Source organism: Microbacterium oleivorans, assembly GCF_023715745.1.
In the GTDB taxonomy this organism is placed as follows: Bacteria; Actinomycetota; Actinomycetes; order Actinomycetales; family Microbacteriaceae; genus Microbacterium; species Microbacterium oleivorans_D.
Window position 1 is genome coordinate 571,050 of sequence record NZ_JAMBOV010000003.1, and the last position, 15,775, is coordinate 586,824.

The 15,775-nt window shown below is 63.9% G+C and carries 17 protein-coding genes; 6 read left to right on the forward strand and 11 right to left on the reverse strand.

Going from position 1 to position 15,775, the window contains the following annotated elements; genetic code table 11:
• The first annotated feature begins 8 nt into the window (after positions 1–8).
• The 3 genes from M3190_RS10765 (at position 9) to corA (ending at position 1,866) form a co-directional block, all read left to right on the forward strand.
• Positions 9–596, forward strand: coding sequence for a hypothetical protein (locus M3190_RS10765; RefSeq protein ID WP_251581212.1), 588 nt, complete (start codon positions 9–11; stop codon positions 594–596).
• Positions 584–796, forward strand: coding sequence for a DUF2945 domain-containing protein (locus M3190_RS10770; RefSeq protein WP_251581214.1), 213 nt, complete (start codon positions 584–586; stop codon positions 794–796). The genes M3190_RS10765 and M3190_RS10770 overlap by 13 nt, the downstream gene beginning before the upstream one ends.
• 71 nt (positions 797–867) lie before the next feature.
• A complete protein-coding gene (corA, locus tag M3190_RS10775; protein WP_251581216.1) occupies positions 868–1,866 on the forward strand; it encodes a magnesium/cobalt transporter CorA in 999 nt (332 codons plus the stop codon).
• Positions 1,867–2,223: 357 nt separating this feature from the next.
• On the opposite strand, the gene M3190_RS10780 is transcribed toward corA, so the two are convergent.
• Positions 2,224–3,027, reverse strand: a complete 804-nt coding sequence (locus M3190_RS10780) for a metallophosphoesterase family protein (RefSeq protein ID WP_251581218.1) — start codon at positions 3,025–3,027, stop codon at positions 2,224–2,226.
• Positions 3,028–3,726: 699 nt separating this feature from the next.
• On the opposite strand from M3190_RS10780, the gene M3190_RS10785 reads away from it, so the two are divergent.
• Complete coding sequence (locus M3190_RS10785; RefSeq protein WP_251581220.1) at positions 3,727–4,566, forward strand: hypothetical protein; 840 nt, start codon at positions 3,727–3,729, stop codon at positions 4,564–4,566.
• A gap of 126 nt (positions 4,567–4,692) precedes the next feature.
• On the opposite strand, the gene M3190_RS10790 is transcribed toward M3190_RS10785, so the two are convergent.
• On the reverse strand, positions 4,693–5,502 hold the full coding sequence (locus tag M3190_RS10790) for a hypothetical protein (protein ID WP_251581222.1): 810 nt from the start codon (positions 5,500–5,502) through the stop codon (positions 4,693–4,695).
• Positions 5,503–5,769: 267 nt separating this feature from the next.
• On the opposite strand from M3190_RS10790, the gene M3190_RS10795 reads away from it, so the two are divergent.
• On the forward strand, positions 5,770–6,450 hold the full coding sequence (locus tag M3190_RS10795; RefSeq protein ID WP_251581223.1) for a hypothetical protein: 681 nt from the start codon (positions 5,770–5,772) through the stop codon (positions 6,448–6,450).
• A gap of 718 nt (positions 6,451–7,168) precedes the next feature.
• Here M3190_RS10795 and M3190_RS10800 read toward each other — a convergent pair.
• Both M3190_RS10800 and M3190_RS10805 read right to left on the reverse strand, forming a co-directional pair.
• Positions 7,169–9,013, reverse strand: a complete 1,845-nt coding sequence (locus M3190_RS10800; protein ID WP_251581225.1) for a hypothetical protein — start codon at positions 9,011–9,013, stop codon at positions 7,169–7,171.
• A 14-nt stretch (positions 9,014–9,027) separates the two neighbouring features.
• Positions 9,028–9,591 (reverse strand): recombinase family protein, encoded by a 564-nt coding sequence (locus M3190_RS10805; protein ID WP_251581227.1) that lies wholly within the window; start codon positions 9,589–9,591, stop codon positions 9,028–9,030.
• Between the two features lie 176 nt (positions 9,592–9,767).
• On the opposite strand from M3190_RS10805, the gene M3190_RS10810 reads away from it, so the two are divergent.
• Positions 9,768–10,079, forward strand: coding sequence for a thioredoxin family protein (locus tag M3190_RS10810; protein WP_251581229.1), 312 nt, complete (start codon positions 9,768–9,770; stop codon positions 10,077–10,079).
• 228 nt (positions 10,080–10,307) lie between these two features.
• Here M3190_RS10810 and M3190_RS10815 read toward each other — a convergent pair whose 3' ends face one another.
• The 7 genes from M3190_RS10815 to M3190_RS10845 form a co-directional block, all read right to left on the reverse strand.
• Positions 10,308–10,841: a signal peptidase II gene (locus tag M3190_RS10815; RefSeq protein ID WP_251581231.1), complete on the reverse strand. Its 534-nt coding sequence runs from the start codon at positions 10,839–10,841 to the stop codon at positions 10,308–10,310.
• Complete coding sequence (locus tag M3190_RS10820; RefSeq protein ID WP_036275918.1) at positions 10,838–11,446, reverse strand: cadmium resistance transporter; 609 nt, start codon at positions 11,444–11,446, stop codon at positions 10,838–10,840. Before M3190_RS10820 ends, M3190_RS10815 begins: the two co-directional genes overlap by 4 nt.
• The gene (locus M3190_RS10825; protein WP_197491836.1) at positions 11,446–13,371 is read right to left on the reverse strand and encodes a heavy metal translocating P-type ATPase; all 1,926 of its coding nucleotides are present in this window, start codon (positions 13,369–13,371) and stop codon (positions 11,446–11,448) included. The genes M3190_RS10820 and M3190_RS10825 overlap by 1 nt, the downstream gene beginning before the upstream one ends.
• The gene (gene cmtR / locus M3190_RS10830) at positions 13,368–13,727 is read right to left on the reverse strand and encodes a Cd(II)/Pb(II)-sensing metalloregulatory transcriptional regulator CmtR (protein ID WP_036275916.1); all 360 of its coding nucleotides are present in this window, start codon (positions 13,725–13,727) and stop codon (positions 13,368–13,370) included. The genes M3190_RS10825 and cmtR overlap by 4 nt, the downstream gene beginning before the upstream one ends.
• 213 nt (positions 13,728–13,940) lie before the next feature.
• Entirely contained in the window at positions 13,941–14,285 is a 345-nt protein-coding gene (locus M3190_RS10835; RefSeq protein ID WP_157526368.1) for a hypothetical protein, read from the reverse strand.
• Between the two features lie 119 nt (positions 14,286–14,404).
• On the reverse strand, positions 14,405–14,797 hold the full coding sequence (locus M3190_RS10840) for a M23 family metallopeptidase (RefSeq protein ID WP_251581233.1): 393 nt from the start codon (positions 14,795–14,797) through the stop codon (positions 14,405–14,407).
• A gap of 6 nt (positions 14,798–14,803) precedes the next feature.
• A complete protein-coding gene (locus M3190_RS10845; RefSeq protein ID WP_251581235.1) occupies positions 14,804–15,553 on the reverse strand; it encodes a WD40/YVTN/BNR-like repeat-containing protein in 750 nt (249 codons plus the stop codon).
• Positions 15,554–15,775: the final 222 nt, after the last annotated feature.

Sequence of the window (15,775 nt, forward strand, 5' to 3'; positions counted from 1 at the left end):
AGGACTTCGTGCGACCGCCCTCCTCGGCCCTCGAATGGATCGCCGACGGCATCCGATTCCTCGGTCTTATCAGCGTGGTGGCTGCTTTCGTGTGGTGGACCCCGACGGATGCCGGGATCCTGGCACTCGCTCTCCCCGCCCTCCTCCTCCCGCGCCTGCTCGGCATCGTCCCCGGGTTCGACGTCTTCTACGGGGTGACCGTCAGCGTCGCCGCGTGGAGCAACGTCCTCGACCTGTATACGTCTATCGCCTGGTGGGATCTTCTGATCCACTTCCTGGCGACCGCGGCGATCGCCGCCGTCGGATTCGTCGCTCTGCATCGGAGCGACGTCGTCCCGAATCCGACACGTCGTCGCAGCGCCATCATCCTGCTCCCCGTCATCGGCCTCGCCATCAGCGCCGTGTGGGAGATGGTCGAGTGGGCAGGCAAGACCTTCGTCGCCCCGGACATCTTCGTCACCTACCAGGACACGATCGGCGACATGGCCGTCGGCGGCGCGGGGGCGCTCCTGATGGGCTTCGCGCTCGCACGAGTCCGCATCGAACGAGCCGCGCATCATGCGGCGGACAGAAAGGAAGCATCATGGCCGATCTGAAGAAGGGCGACCGGGTGAGTTGGAACACCTCGCAGGGGCGTACGCGCGGCACCATCGTCGAGCGGAAGACGAAGGACTTCACGTTCGACGGTCAGGACTTCACCGCATCGACGGAGGAACCGTCCTTCATCGTCGAATCGGAGAAGACGGGCGCGAAGGCCGCTCACAAGGGATCCGCGCTCTCGAAGCTCTCGTCCTGAGGCACATCGACGCCGCCGCACCGCGCGGCGCGGCGCGGCATCCCACCTCCGGATGAGCGCAGAATCGTCGCATGCCCATCGTCGACAACGCCGTGTACGTGGACGGCCGCCGCATCCAAGATCCCGCGAACCTGAGTGAGACGTTCGAGCACACCCGGGATCACCACGGCATGGCCTGGATAGGCCTGTACCGGCCTACCGAGGAGGAGGTGGCGGCGGTTGCGGCGGAGTTCTCGCTCCACCCGCTCGCCGTCGAGGATGCTCTGGCCGGCCATCAGCGGGCGAAGCTGGAACGGTATGGCGATGTGCTGTTCACGGTGCTGCGACCGGCACGGTACGACGCCACGTCGGACACCGTCGACTTCGGCGAGCTGCACGTGTTCGTCGGCCCGGACTTCGTCGTGACGATCCGACACGCCGACTCCCCCGACCTCACACAGGTACGGTCCCGGATGGAACAGCAGCCGGAACTCCTTCGCATGGGTCCCGAAGCGGTGCTCTACGCGATCCTCGACCAGGTGGTCGACGAGTATGCGCCCGTTCTGGCGGGCGTGGAGAGCGACATCGACGGGATCGAGGAGACGCTGTTCAGCGGATCGGATGCCGGCCTGTCCCAGCGGATCTACACGCTGGCGCGCGAGGTCATCGCCCTGCACAAGTCGACGCTGCCGCTGGAGGACATGCTTCAGCGGCTGCTGGACGGCTCCGACAAGTACAAGGTCGACATCGAACTCCAGCGATCTCTCCGGGATGTCCTCGACCACGTCATCCGCCTCAACGAACGCATCGTGGCGTTCCGATCGATCCTCGACAACGCCCTGACCGTGCATTCGACGCTCGTGACCCAGCGCCAGACCGACACCTCACTCGAGCAGAACGAACAGGTGAAGAAGATCTCGGGATGGGCCGCGATCCTCTTCGGACCGACCCTCGTGGGAACGATCTACGGCATGAACTTCGACTACATGCCCGAACTGCACTGGACCTTCGGGTACCCGATGGCTCTTGGCTTGATGGTGGCGAGCTCCGTGGTCCTCTACCTCGTGTTCAAGCGGAAGAAGTGGCTCTGACCGGGGACATCGTCGCGGAGAAGCAGAAGACCCCGGTCACTGGCGAGAGTGACCGGGGCCGTCCGTGCACCCCCTGGGACTCGAACCCAGAACCCACTGTGTCAAACCAATCTACGGAGTGCTCAGCGCGCACGGGAAGGTCGTACCGCAAATCTGCTCTTAGCCCGGTCTTTTCTTGCCAAATACGTGAGCGTGCTCGCCGGGACTTGCCGAGTGATACCGGCCCTTACTGGGCCGCCCGAGCGGCGCTGCTGAGTAATACTGCGCACGATTTGCGCACCAGCGCCCGCTGGCAACGCACGTTCGCCGTGCTCGCTGAAGACGGCTAAACGTCGAGGGTTTCGGAACGGTCGACCGTTACCGGCGCTTATGCCACACGTCGTCGGCTTGGAGGAAGGATTCCTTGAGGCTTGCGAGGTCCAGGCGTGCGATGCTGCCAGGGTCGAGGTCGCGTCCGAGGCTAACCACCCGGCGTGTTGATGTGACCCCAACCCCGGATACGTGCAGGTGACCGTGCACATGGAGAGCCGGCCGGATCGCCTCGACCAGGCGGTCCACCATCAAACGCGAGCTCCGCGTCGACTCCGCAACACCCCGCTCGCTGGCGCCCGAGCGTTCCTCGATGACTCGCCGTACTTCTAGCACAGGAGTTGCATCCGGAGACTCGTGCGTGAGCAGCACATCGACAGGACCGAACGAGATCGCGTCCCTCACCTCGGCATCCGTGATCGCTTCGTCCGGCCACCAGTCGACGTCTTCCGTGCGCCACTCAATATCCGCGGATGTCGCGCCCCCCAGCGAGAGGAATGAGCGACCGCCCACGCGGAACCTGAAAGGCCGAGGGAGAATCCACACCGCCCGTGAGATCCGGACGGCCAGTCCAGGATTCTCTGAGAGAAATGGGGCGAGAGTTCCGTACGGCTCATGATTCCCGAGGGTCACCAAGACACGATCGATGCCCGCAATCTTGGCCCAGTGGTCGACTGGTCGTGTGTCTTGCCACCAGTCCCCGAGCTGCAGCACGGTCCGGACGTCAGGATCGGAACGCTTCATAGCTGGGAACGCGCGCTGGATCCATCGCGTGTTGCCGTGCACGTCCCCGAGCAGCCACACTGCTCGATCGGGCAGATCGATCTCAGAGGCGACTTCGAGAACATCCATGCCACATACTCACATGGCCAGCCGCCGCCTTGAGCACGAAGAACCTCGACTCCCGCCCAATCCACGGCGCGGTGACGGCTCGCTCGGATTGCTCCCGGCTCTGGCCTGTCCCCGCGGTTCCAGGGCGTCGAGGACAGCCCTCGGCATCCCCGGTAAACGTCGACGCGCTCATTCCCCTGGGGTCCGCCTGTCTGACCGCAGCGGCATCCCAGGTGCAGGAGGCGCTCGACTGGCCGGTGCTCGTCTGCGAGATCAGCTGATGGGAGCCGCTGTCACCGTCGCCGAAGATCGACGCTGTGGTCACGGTCCCGCTCAAGGAACGGATCACCTTCGCGGTCCGGCTACCGATCGCGTCATAGGTGAAGTCGGTCCACCCAAGTGCCGGTCCGCGGCCTACCTGATCTCACGCAGTCGATGCGGACTCGCGGCCGCTGTCGGATCGCTCCCGAGAGTTTTGAGTCGACGAAGCGGGTCGTACATGTAGAACTGCGCATCGTCACCCCACCATTTGGTACTCGAGCAAGTCGCCTACACCGAGGCCCGATGGTGACGAATACCTTCTGGCCACGCACCCGGTCGGCCGGCGCGACGCCGCTTACACGAGCAGACGTCTCCCGTGCCTCGCGACGGCCGTCACCGGAGAATCTCTACGGCCCGCTGAGTGGTCTGAACTCTCGAGATGGCTTTTAGTATGCAGCCATGGCCCTCTTCATCTCGCGATTCGCCAATGCCCACTTGATCGATGCTTGGGTTCGCGCATTCGAGCAGACCCGAGCCAATCCATTCGAGCAGGCCGCGCTAGTGGCCTTCTTCGAAGGCGCGCGCACGCTGCTGGAGCGTCGAAACACGATCGATGACGTCAGACGGGAGCACGCATGGGAGGGCGCCATAGCTGGGGACGGGCGCGTCACTCACGGCCAACAGATGAAGCTCTACCGCGCCACGAGGGCCTTCTTCGACGAGATGTACACAAATCTTTCCCTGATCAACGGGATCATCAGTCGTCACTACTCCGTCTTCGAAACCAACTTCTCCGAGAATGCCCCCATGCTTACCTGGCTGGCGCGTCGATATCCGGACCTTCAGCACGAGCTGTTTACCGACCTGGAGCGCGCCCGCCTATTCAGGGCGATCTTGGCGCACCCGCAACAGTTCCCGCCGTACACATGGTCTACTGCGACGAACCCGTCGCACCTGACATTCGTGGTGTTGTGGGGCCCCCTCGGTCGGGGAAAGAACCCGGTGCCGAGAGGAGCCACCACCAGCCATCCCGGCGCTCATTTGATGCCCGGATGGCAGTTCGAGGCACCCGACGAAGTGAGCGTTTCAAACTCGCTGCTGGGCGTGGGCGTTGAAGTCTTGAGTGAGGTCTACGCCTCCTTGTCAGCCCGGTCACCATTCAGAAGGAGCTACTCCAAAGCGGAGGCGCTCGATGTCCTGATGCCCGATCTCGACTTTTCTCATGACCGACGGAGAGTGACGAGTGAGGTGCGAGCTGACGACACGATTACTTCAAATCATCACGTCGTCATTCGCTGAGAGGTCAGCACGACTTAGGGAATGCTGGTCGGCCTGCCAGCGGTAACTCAGCGCGTTGCCTTGCCTCTGGAGGACGGAATCAGGGCCCGTTTGACCCGACTTCTTTGGACGTATCGATCCGCGGCCTCAGGGCTCGAGCAAGTCTGACATTCGGTGCCAAGCTCTAGCCGACGCGGAAACGTCCATGTCTCCTTCCAACAGCTCGATCGCCTCGTCGAATGTGATGGGTTTGGCGAACGCCGACTTCGCGGTCCGGCTGCTCAGAATCGCGGCGAGGACGCCCTCCGCCAAGATGGACACGCAGTTGGCCACGCTCACCTCATCGGGGGCTTCGAATTCCCAGCCGCCAGTAGTTCCGAGCATGGGATGAGCATCTTGAGCACCTCCAGGAATCTTCTGCTGCCCGCGCGCGTATGGTCCGTGAACGACGACCGCTAGCCCGCCGTCCCACTGGGTCGCACGAGTCGCGAAGCTGTACGGCGGGAATGACTGCGGATGCGCAAGCATTGCGCGGAACGCTCGAGCCCGCTCTAGCTCTAGGGAAGCGTCGTGTTGCTCTGGATACGTCGTATCAAACCACTTCAGGAATGCGGTGTTGTTCGGAAAGGTCCTAGCAAAGACGTCGCTGAAGCGAGATACGACGCCTGACCAAGCTGACACCGTGCTGTAGAACGCGTCGTAGAAGGTGCTCACGACTCTGAAGAGCTGCTTTTGCTGGTATTGAGTCGGGTTGTAAGTCAACTTCGAATCGTCGTCAGCGCGACGCACAGCATCGCGCGCTGAATCCACTGCGTCCCGGCAGTCGATGAGGTGCTCCATGGATTCCAACGCGCGTGTGATCGCGGCGGACTCATATTGATTGACGCTGAGACGGCCCAACGCGCCCTCCCAGACGTCGAGCACTCTCTTGTTGATGTACCTGGTGATGATCCCCATACATTGATGATCGCGTACGTCGACATCCGCGGCACCCGGGCGAGCCAGCCAGGTACCGACGCCGACTGTCGAGTACTTCGATTTCATCTCTCGGAGCTGCAACCTCACTAAGGTTCGGTTGTGTCCCAAGATTCCATCACCCTATTCATGTCTCAATCGGACGCACGAGCACGGTTCGAATTGCCCCAGCCGCGCTCCCCTCTCGTAGAGATCGGAGCCGTCCCGGCCACAAGCAGACAGTCTCTTCACTCCGAGGTACTGCGGGCAGTGGAGGCTCTGGAGGGCATCGACGACGCGACGAAGAAGCTAATCGCCGACGGCTACTATCAACTCGCTCTTCTGCGTTCTGGGGTTCCGACTTCTAGCCTCGAGCATCCTCTGAGCGCTGAGACGGTGGAGTGGGAGCTCGATCAGCAAGGCAGGGTGGCGTGGGCGGGCCCTCTTGCGTTGAGTGCGCCTAACGCGATCAGCGCCTCCTCTCTACTCGAGATGGCAGACCACGGGTATGTAGTCGGAGATGCTTCTAAGGTCCTCGTCCGCTTGGTCGTTGGTATTGGAGGCGGAGATGGCGCGCCACTCGACATCGTCAACTGGCTCCTTACGATGGGGGTGGACCTAGGAGTAGGGGCGGGCTTGAGCTGGGTCGGCGAGAGGCTTTTGCTTCGTGTCAGTAACGGAAAGCGCGACCGTGCCGCGAGGCGTGTTGCTCAACAATGGGCAACTCGGAATATCGATAGCCCGCCAGTGCTGCGCAAGTTCATCGATTCGAAAAGCGAGTGGAGCAGGGCCGAGGTCGAGCATCGACTCGACCTCGGCCCACACGCCTCCGCGCAGCTAATGCGCGCTCTTGGGTTTGTCCTGAACGCCCGGGGCAACTGGGTGAACGGAACGAGTTGGAGGGCCAAGCGTGCTCGGAAACTGTGGATGCGGAGCGAGCCCGACTACTGATCAGCCGCTGGCTCCGACACACTGCACGAGCCTCAGTGCGGCGCGGCCTCAGGTTCCCTGTTGCAGAAACACGATGGCCCGTAGCCCGCTTCCTACTAGAACACCACGGCGGCCCAGACGAGACAGCGTTCTCGCGCTTCTCGAGGAGTGCTGATGCATTTTCGACGGTCGCGTCGTACTGTTCATGCAAGCGGGGTAGCGGCGACGAGGAAGCTCGTGCGCGCGCCTCGTCGTACATGCCGTCCTTAACGGCCCGCACCACCAGACTCTCGGCGCGACCCGTCGGACTCACTGTCCGAGTACGCCGTTGGCGACGACGTGATGAAACCGCTCTGAGGGCCGACACCGGCCGCGGTTATCGGGAGGCGGTTCCATTATTCAGGTCTATCCAATCGCCGCCCGACCGCGTCAATTGCGGGACCGAGCGTTCAGGTTCGCTGCGGCCACCCCGTCGGATCCCGCCACAACCAGATCGGTCACGTCGTCCCGGTGCGGGCGAGCTTTCATACCTCTGTCGTGCAGCGTCTCGATCAGAAAGCGTTCGCTCCGGCAAGGCGCTAAAGCCGGCGGACCTTCAGCATGCCGACAGGACGCCGATAGTCCAGGCAAGCCACCCACTAGAGACCGTCGGTGACGCGGCTCGATTCGCCGTTGTCGACGAAATCCAACAGTGGTCCGGTTCTGGGCCCTGTCGACAGAGGGTCGAGGTCGGTTCGTCTTATGCTTCGAGAGGCTCGTGGGCCGGGTCTGCGGTTGAACCGAGCGGACGGTAGAGATGCCAAATGGGCCAGGACTCGACGTCTGCCCGCTTCTCAGGAGCGAGGGCGTCGATTGAGTGCGCAATGTCCTCAGGATCGCCCAGCAGAATGGCGCAGCACACGTCGATCTCGTCGGCGTTTGATGCGTTGGACCGCAGTGCGCGTCGCCGTTCGCCGCGGATCGCCGATCGATCGTCGTCGTCCTGGAGGCCTCGTCTGCTTCGCATTTGCCAACGGTTGATCAAATGCACGGAGTCTGTCTCTGGGGACTCTGCAATCAGCCAGTCGTTCAACTCCTCAGCCGCTCGCAGCAGCTGTTCCGATTGGATAGCGACTGGGTTGTCCGCCGCGAGCAGGAGTTGCAGCACTTTCGGGGTCACCAGCCCCAGTGCGCGATCACGCGAGTCAAGTGCGGCGTAGGCCTCGACGATGGTTTGGAGTTGCAAGTTTGCGGTCACAGCTAGTTCGTCCTCTTCGAGGCCTTCGTATGCCGTACCCTCCACCTCGACGAGTTCGCCGTTTTCGGACGTCCCATAAAGTTTGAAGAGCCCGCGGTTAGCGATGTCGAAGACGTTGATGAACCGCCACATGTTCTCTGACTCACCGGGCAGGACCATCAACACCGTGTTCGCACGGCCAAAGGGAAGATCGAAGCGTCCAGCTCCTCCGTCGTCAGCGCGAACCTCTGCACCGTTAACGATCGCGTCATGCAGACGTGTGATGGTGAAAGCCTGTTGATCATCGATCGTCGACGCGTCGATGACCGATGGATCGATGCCGAGAGCGTCCGCAACTTCTTTCATCCTACGAACGAGTTCGCGCCGCTCGGTGAGCTCGTTATCGGGCGGCGCGGGCATAGAGGATGGGGTGTACTCGCGGTCGTCAATCCTGATCGGGCTGCCCCGGTGTGCAGCGATGAAGAAGTCCATGGCGTCGAGTTGTTCCACCAGGGAACTCGCGCTCGACAGGGCCACGGTGAGATTCATTTCCCGTGTTGTCTCTCGTATAACGAACCGAATCAGTGGTCCGAGCAGGATCTCGAGCGAGGTCTCGTCGAGTTGCCTGACTGTCACCTGGGGGTATGTCACCCCGCCGCAGCTGGTCTCGATGTCTCGGACCTGAGCGACATAGCTTTGCGGGGTGATCTGGAGATCAATGTCGACGTGCAGATTCAACCCATCCGTCGTGTGCATCACGACGGCGAAGTCTGTCTCGTCGAGGCTCAAGGTGGTCGGCCTCGACAGGTCTACGCCGTCGGCTGAGTAAATTGTCAGTCCGACACCATCTCGGATAGCTAATGGGTTCGCGCCCTGATTGACATCTTGTTTTCTGGCTCGCCACGCCAGATCGATGATCCTTTCCACCTTCTCCGCCTCGGTAGGCAACTCGCGGAGATGGATGCTTGCACTTTTCTGGCCTGGCCGCAGACCTTTGAGGAGACGGTCGAGCTTGAAAGGGATCATGTTGGCGTAGAACACCTTGTGCTGCCTGGCGTCCGGGTCGACCGCTACGTAGAAGTACACCCCACCCTGGTTGTCCCGGAAGTAGGCAAGGACGGACAGATCTACGGAGAACGTCAAGGCTGATTTCGCGTAGGTCTTCTTTCCTGCGTGTGTTCGACCCTTCACCTGGACGGGCACCCGTCCGAGCAGCCCCGACACTTTCCGGGAAACACCCTCGTATAGGTCGATATGACCGTCAGTGATGGGGGTCTTGTCGTTCGCGAGGATGTCCGATTTGAGGCGCGGACAGTAGGCAAGCGCGTTCTTCACCGCGCCGACCGCAAGCTCCTCGATATCAGGCATACAACCAGCTTCCTTCAGGACTCACGGGTGAGGGCGCGGCGAACGCTCGTTGCACTGACGCCGAGAGTGCGGGCGATCGCCTCGAAGCTCTGGTGTTCATCCCGCATCCGCTCGGCTGCGGCAATGCGTTCGGGCGTCATCACTGAAGGTCGTCCTCCGACTCGCCCCTGCGCGCGCGCGTGGTCGAGGCCTCGCTGCGTGTTGTCCCTGATCGTGTCGACGCGCAGTTGCGCGAACACGGACACGATGCCGAACAGGGCGCGCCCCATCGGTGTGGTCGTGTCGATTGCCGGTTCGGTCAAGCTCACGATGTTGACCCCTCGCGAATCGAGATCGTGCAGTGTCTCGATCAGGATCCGCTCGCTCCCCGCGAGACGGTCAAGCCGGCGGACCTTCAAGGTGTCCCCGGGACGCAGGTAGTCCAGGCAGGCGAGCCACTGGGGGCGATCGGTGACGCGGCTCGATTCGCCGTGGTCGACGAAGACACGGGAGCACCCGGCGGCGCGTAGCTCGGCCTCCTGCGCGTCGGGGTTCTGGTCGCGCTTGGAGACTCGCGCGTACCCCACCAGGTGTGTCACACCGAAAACGCTACCGCCGAGGTTTCGGCGTGAATAGGTTTCGGCGCGGGGTTTCGGCGCATTGTTCGCGGGCGTGTCGCGGGCCTTCCAACGCCGGCGCTGACCGCGCCGAAAACGATCGTTTTCGGTGGTAGCCCGGGCACGACATCAACAGCGAAGTCGAGGATGATTGAGTCGTGGAGATTGAGCTGCTTTATATCGCCGGCTGCCCCAGCTGGGTTGAGGCTGGCCGTCGTGTTTCTGAGGCGCTACGAGAAACAGGCCACGACGAATCGGAGGTTCACTACCGATTCATCCGGACGGAGGAGGACGCGGGCGCAGTCTCGTTCGCGGGCTCCCCCACGATCACCCTGGATGGCAACGATCTCTTTCCGGGGTCGGGGCGAAGCAATGACCTCGCCTGCCGTATTTACAGCACCCCTGCTGGGCTGGCCGGGATGCCAACGGTTGAACAGATTCGAGAGGCGCTCTCCGCTCATGGCGACTGACGAGGACGTTGCGTGCACGTGCTGCGGGCGACATCTGCCACGCAAGAAGCTGCACGCACTCGGAGACGATCGCGCTTTCATCTGTCGACGATGCGGCTGGTGGGTGGCTCTGCGCCTACATCGCGACCGCCCGCCTGCCTAAGCGTGAACTCACTCAACGGCTGCCCACGGCGATCGCGCCGATGTAGAGGGCGAGTTGATGGGTGTCCCACCACCGCACAACGGATCTCACTCGGTGCTCTCATCCCCGGCGCGGATCATGAAAACTGCTCCGGTGATCGCTGCGGCGAAGATTACGATGTCGGCGATGTTGCCGATGAACCAGTTTCCGTAGGCGAGGAAGTCCACGACGTGACCACGGGCGAATCCGGGGTCCCGGAAAAGGCGGTCGCCTGCGTGTGAGGCGGAAGCGCCGCCGAGCGCGCCGATGACGATCGCCCATCTCACGCGTTGCACTCGGAACGCGAACACGATCGCTGTGACCGTGGCGGCGACAGCGAGCAGCGCGAACACCCAGGTGAAGCCTTCCCCGAAGGAGAATGCCGCTCCGGGGTTATAGGCGAGCTGCAAACCCAGCAGGTCACCGATCAGCGGGATGCGCTCACGGTCGGTGAGGGTCGCTTCGGCCCACACCTTGGTCCCCTGATCGATCAGCACGACGACCACGGCGATCAAGAGCGCTCCACCAGTGAGCTGCCGCCGCCGGGTCGACGACAGCTTGCGCGCAGCGGGCGGATGAGCCTCTGACTGGGAGGGGGTCATGCGAGCACCTCGATCAGACGGACGATGACCCCAGATTCGATCAGGATGAACAGGCCCAGGCCGATGAACACGGCCGGTACGAGCCAGTGCTCGACGCGCTCCAGCCCCTCGGTAACAGCCTTGTTGGTGCCGATCAGCCGGCCGGCCGCGCACCAGACCGCGACGAGGATCAGGAATACGACGATCATGATCGCGACGTCGCTGGGGGCGCTGGTGCGGAAGATCGGCGTGTAGAGGGAGATGTTGTCGGCCCCGTTGGCGATCGTGATCCCTGCGACGCCCCATAGTCCGACCGCGGTGATCTTGGAGTCGTCATCATCGTCATCGCTGTTACGGCGCAGGCCGCGAATGAGCGTCCAGATGCCGATGCCGAGCGGGATCAGACCCAGGAAACCGACCCATTCGTCCGGAACGATGGTGAGACCGAGAGCGGCGATCACGCTGATCACGACGAGGGTGATGAACCCGAGATACTGGCCCGCGACGATCTGCCACGGCCGGGGCTTCCCTCGACTGGAAGCCAGGAACAGCACGGTGAGCACGACAATGTCGTCGATGTTGGTTGCCGCGAACAGGCCGATCGCTGAACCGATAGTTGCGAGCATCAGCTTTCCAGTCGTGGCGTGCGGGTGCGTGCGGCGCGCAGACCGTTGAGGATCACGATGACCTCCGCGACCTCGTGGACCAGGACGACGGCCGCGAGCCCCAGGACGCCGAAGAGCGCGAGCGGGAGCAGTGCAGTGATGATCAGCAGCGACAGGATGATGTTCTGGTTGATGATCCGTCGACCGCGGCGGGCGTGATCGAACGCTCGCGGGATGAGGCGCAGATCATGGCCGGTGAAGGCCACGTCGGCGGATTCGATTGCCGCGTCGGAGCCGGTGGCGCCCATCGCGATACCGATGTCTGCGCCAGCGAGGGCCGGTGCGTCGTTGATTCCGTCGCCGATCATCGCGACCGGCCCCGCCTTTGACAGCTCGCCGATCGCGGTTGCCTTATCCTCGGGACGCAGTTCCGCGCGCACGTTGCTGATCCCGGCCTGCGCGGCCAGTGCACGAGCGGTGCGGGCGTTGTCTCCGGTGAGCATCGTCACGCCGACGCCTTGGTTGGTGAGCGTCCGGACTACCTCGGGGACTTCAGGGCGCAGTTCGTCGCGGACGCCGATCGCGGCGACGGGGGTTCCGTCGCGGTGGACGATCACGACGGTCATGCCCTGCTCCTCCAACTCCGCGACCTGCTTCCCGAGGTCGCCCGCGTCCAGCCAGCGAGGACTGCCGACGGTGATTCTCGATCCGCCGACAGTGCCGTCGATGCCGTGCCCGGCCTGCTCGGTCACATCTGCAGCTGCCGGTGTGCCCGGGGCCGCGGCGGTGATCGCAGAGGCAAGGGGATGCGTGCTGTGCTGCTCCAGTGCGGCCGCCCAGGCCAGCGCCTGTGTCTCGGTCACGCCGTTCGCAGTGAGCACCGCGGTGACCGCAGGTTCGTTGCGGGTGAGGGTGCCGGTCTTGTCGACCGCGACGTGGCGGACCGTGCCGAAGCGCTCGAAGACGGCGCCGGACTTGATGATCACGCCGAACTTGCTTGCTGCGCCGATCGCGGCGACGACCGTCAGCGGCACCGAGATCGCCAGCGCACACGGAGAAGCGGCGACCAGCACGACAAGCGCGCGGGTGATCCACACCTCTGGATCGCCCAGCAGCGACCCGATGATCGCGACGAGCGCTGCGAGGATCAGAACGCCGGGTACGAGCGGGCGGGCGATCCTGTCCGCGAGACGTGCACGCTCGCCCTTCTCGGTCTGCGCCTTCTCGACCAGCTCCACGATCGTGGTGAGCGAGTTGTCGGTGCCCGCAGCGGTCGTTTCGACCTCCAGCGCGCCGGCGCTGTTGATCGCACCGGCCGACACCGCATCGCCGGGCTCGACCTCGACGGGGATCGACTCCCCGGTGATCGCCGAGGTGTCCAGGCTGGAGCGGCCAGAACGGACGATCCCGTCGGTTGCGATCCGCTCGCCGGGACGGACCACCATGACCTGGCCGACCGTCAGCTCTCTCGCGGGCACCTGCGCAGAGACGCCGTTCTGCAGCACGGTCGCTGTCTCCGGCACGAGCTTCAGCAGCGCCCTCAGCCCGCCCCGGGCACGGTCCATCGCCTTGTCCTCGAGCGCCTCAGCAATCGAGTACAAGAACGCCAGAGCCGCAGCCTCCTCCACGTAGCCAAGGATGACCGCGCCGATCGCGCTGATCGTCATCAGCAGCCCGATACCGAGCTTGCCCTTGAACAGTTTCCGGATCGCGCCGGGCGTGAACGTCGACGCACCGAGGAGCAGACCGGCCCAGAACAACACCAGCGCCGGGATCTCGAGGCCGGACCATTCAAGGATCAGACCGGCCAGGAATGCGACACCGGAGAAGACCGGCACCATGATCCCACGGTCCCTCCACCAGGGCCGCACAACCTCTTCGGTCTCATCCTCCGCCGCAGTGGCAGGCTGGGCAGGCTCGTGCTCGCAGCCACACGCCGCGCTCACGCGTCCGCCCCCGTCCCACAGCAGCCAGCCACCGTGCACGCAGAGTCCACGCACGGCGCGTGCTCATCGACCGCCAGCGTCACGTCCACGAGCGCGACGAGCGCAGCCGTAAGATGCGGGTCGGCGATCTCGTAACGAGTCTGGCGACCCTCCGGCTCGGCAACGACAATCCCGCAGTCACGCAGGCAGGTGAGATGGTTCGACACGTTCGAACGCGTCAGCTCCAGCTCACGAGAGAGCACAGCCGGGTAGCTCGGTCCACCGAGCAGAGACATTAGGATTCGGGAACGCGTGGGATCGGCCATGGCCCGGCCGAGCCGGTTCATGACATCGAGGCGTGAGGAAATAGTCAGCACACACTGAACTATACAGTGATTGATGACCTATTGGAACGGCTTCACCCCAGGCGACATCTCTGGGGCCTGGGTGTAAGCACATCCGGCTCACACCCCACCGAATACGCCTACCGAAACCCGCTTACGGCGCACGTTTCTGGCATTCGATCTGGTGTGCCTTCACTCACCGCGCCGCAAACGATCGTTATCGGTGCGACCGCAGCAGAAGGCTGCTCAGATGGATGAAATGAGGTCCGCGCAAGCCTTCGCCCCTCGTCTGGCGATGTCCACTCGCCGTGCGCAGGAAGCAGTTGCCTCCTTGTGTGGTCCGCAGATGTCGCCACACGACGAGATCGCGGACAGGCACCGCCGCGCCGCATTCCGTACCGCGGCCAGCTCGACGGTGGCCTGGCCGAGCGTCACCGCAACTTCCCGGCAGGCGTCGGCGGCCTGAATGACCGTAGAGTCCCACGCGCACAGGTCAGGCGATACACCCTCGGACTGCGCGTCGCGTGTATCAAGCTCTCGCGCCAGCTCAAGGTACACAGCAATATGGGCTGCCCTCTCCGGAACGGTCATCCGGCCATCGAAGGCACGCAGTTTCAACGCATGCTCCAGGGCAGATGTTCGCTCTTCGCCAGGTGCTGCCTCCGAGCGGCGGACGGTTGTGCCCGCGGGCGGTCCGGGCGTGGGGTGGTTCAAACTGCGACCCCTCGTGCTCGGAGGAAGGGGGCAGGGTCAACCCGGACGCCGCCGACGTATACCTCGAAGTGGAGGTGGCAGCCGCTGGAGGCGCCGGTGCTGCCGATGTACGCAATAACGAGTGATCGGATCAGCCCTTGAATTCGGGTGACTTCGGCGCCCTTCGCGGCCTCGTTGTTCCGAGCCTTTTCGACGTCATCCCAGGTGGGGTATTCCGCGGCGAATGCTGACGGAGCGAGGCTGGCTCCGGTCGCGGCGAGGAAGACCCCGATCGCGCCGGCGCTGAGCGCGCGCCTCCGAGTGATTCCCCCACGTAGCGTGCGGGCCTCTTCCGCAGTGGGGCCGCAACCGCATGGGACGTCGTCAGTGACGCTCTGGATGTCCGTCATGGTCGGTCAGTTCGGTGAAGTCAACTGCTTGGAGACGGGTAGCGCGGTGAGCCCCGATTCCCCGGCGATAAGGATGTCGCCAGTGTCGGCAATCGCAACGGCCTGCGGGGTGGCTGGGGCAACGCCCACTTGCTCCCACGCCTGTGATCCTGCCTGCGCGACCCAGAGGGTGTTACCGCTGCCAACCCCGACAATGCGTTGCCGGTCGGGGGACGTGTTGAGAAGTGCGATGAGTGGGGCACCGTCCCACGGGACGAAGCGGCCCCCGCCGTCGAGACTCACCTGTAGTCCGTCGGGAGTGGATGCGATGAGGCGTTCATCTGCGTCGACGGTCAGGTTGAACGCCGGCAGGGCGCTTCCGGTGGGTGCCCATGTCTTGCCCTGGTCGGTGCTGGTGAGGATGTCGGGGCTGTCGGTCGTGATGCCGTACAGGGTGCCACTAGGGCCGGCGGCGAGGACGTGGAAGTCCTTCTCGCCGGTGTAGGCGACTGGTTGCCAGGACTGCGCGGTGTCGGTGCTGCGGATGATGCCCAGGTGCGGGGCGCCGAGTTCGGGAGGAGTGTCGGGCCCGGGGTGACCGGAGGCGATCAGGGTGCCGTCGATCGAGGTCAGACCCATCGCATCGAACACGGGGCCGGCGACCGGGCCACCGAGCTGGCCGTCCTCGGTGGCGGTGTAGATGCCTTCGTGGGTGCCGATGAGGAACCCGTTTCCGTCCGGGGCAGGCACGATGCTGTGCACGTGGGTGGTGGCCACAGGCGCTGGTGATGTCACTTCCGGTTCGGATGAGGCGCATCCGGCGAGGGTGAGAGCTCCGACCGCAATCGCGGTGACGGCGGCGAGGGAACGGCAACGGGTGAGCGTGCGGGATGAGGGCAGGGCGGAGTGAAGAGGGAGGTGTGTCATGGTGGTGACCTTGCGCAGCGGGAATCGAGGAGTGGGGCGGCGCGGGGGCCGCCCCCCCCCCCCACGCCCCCC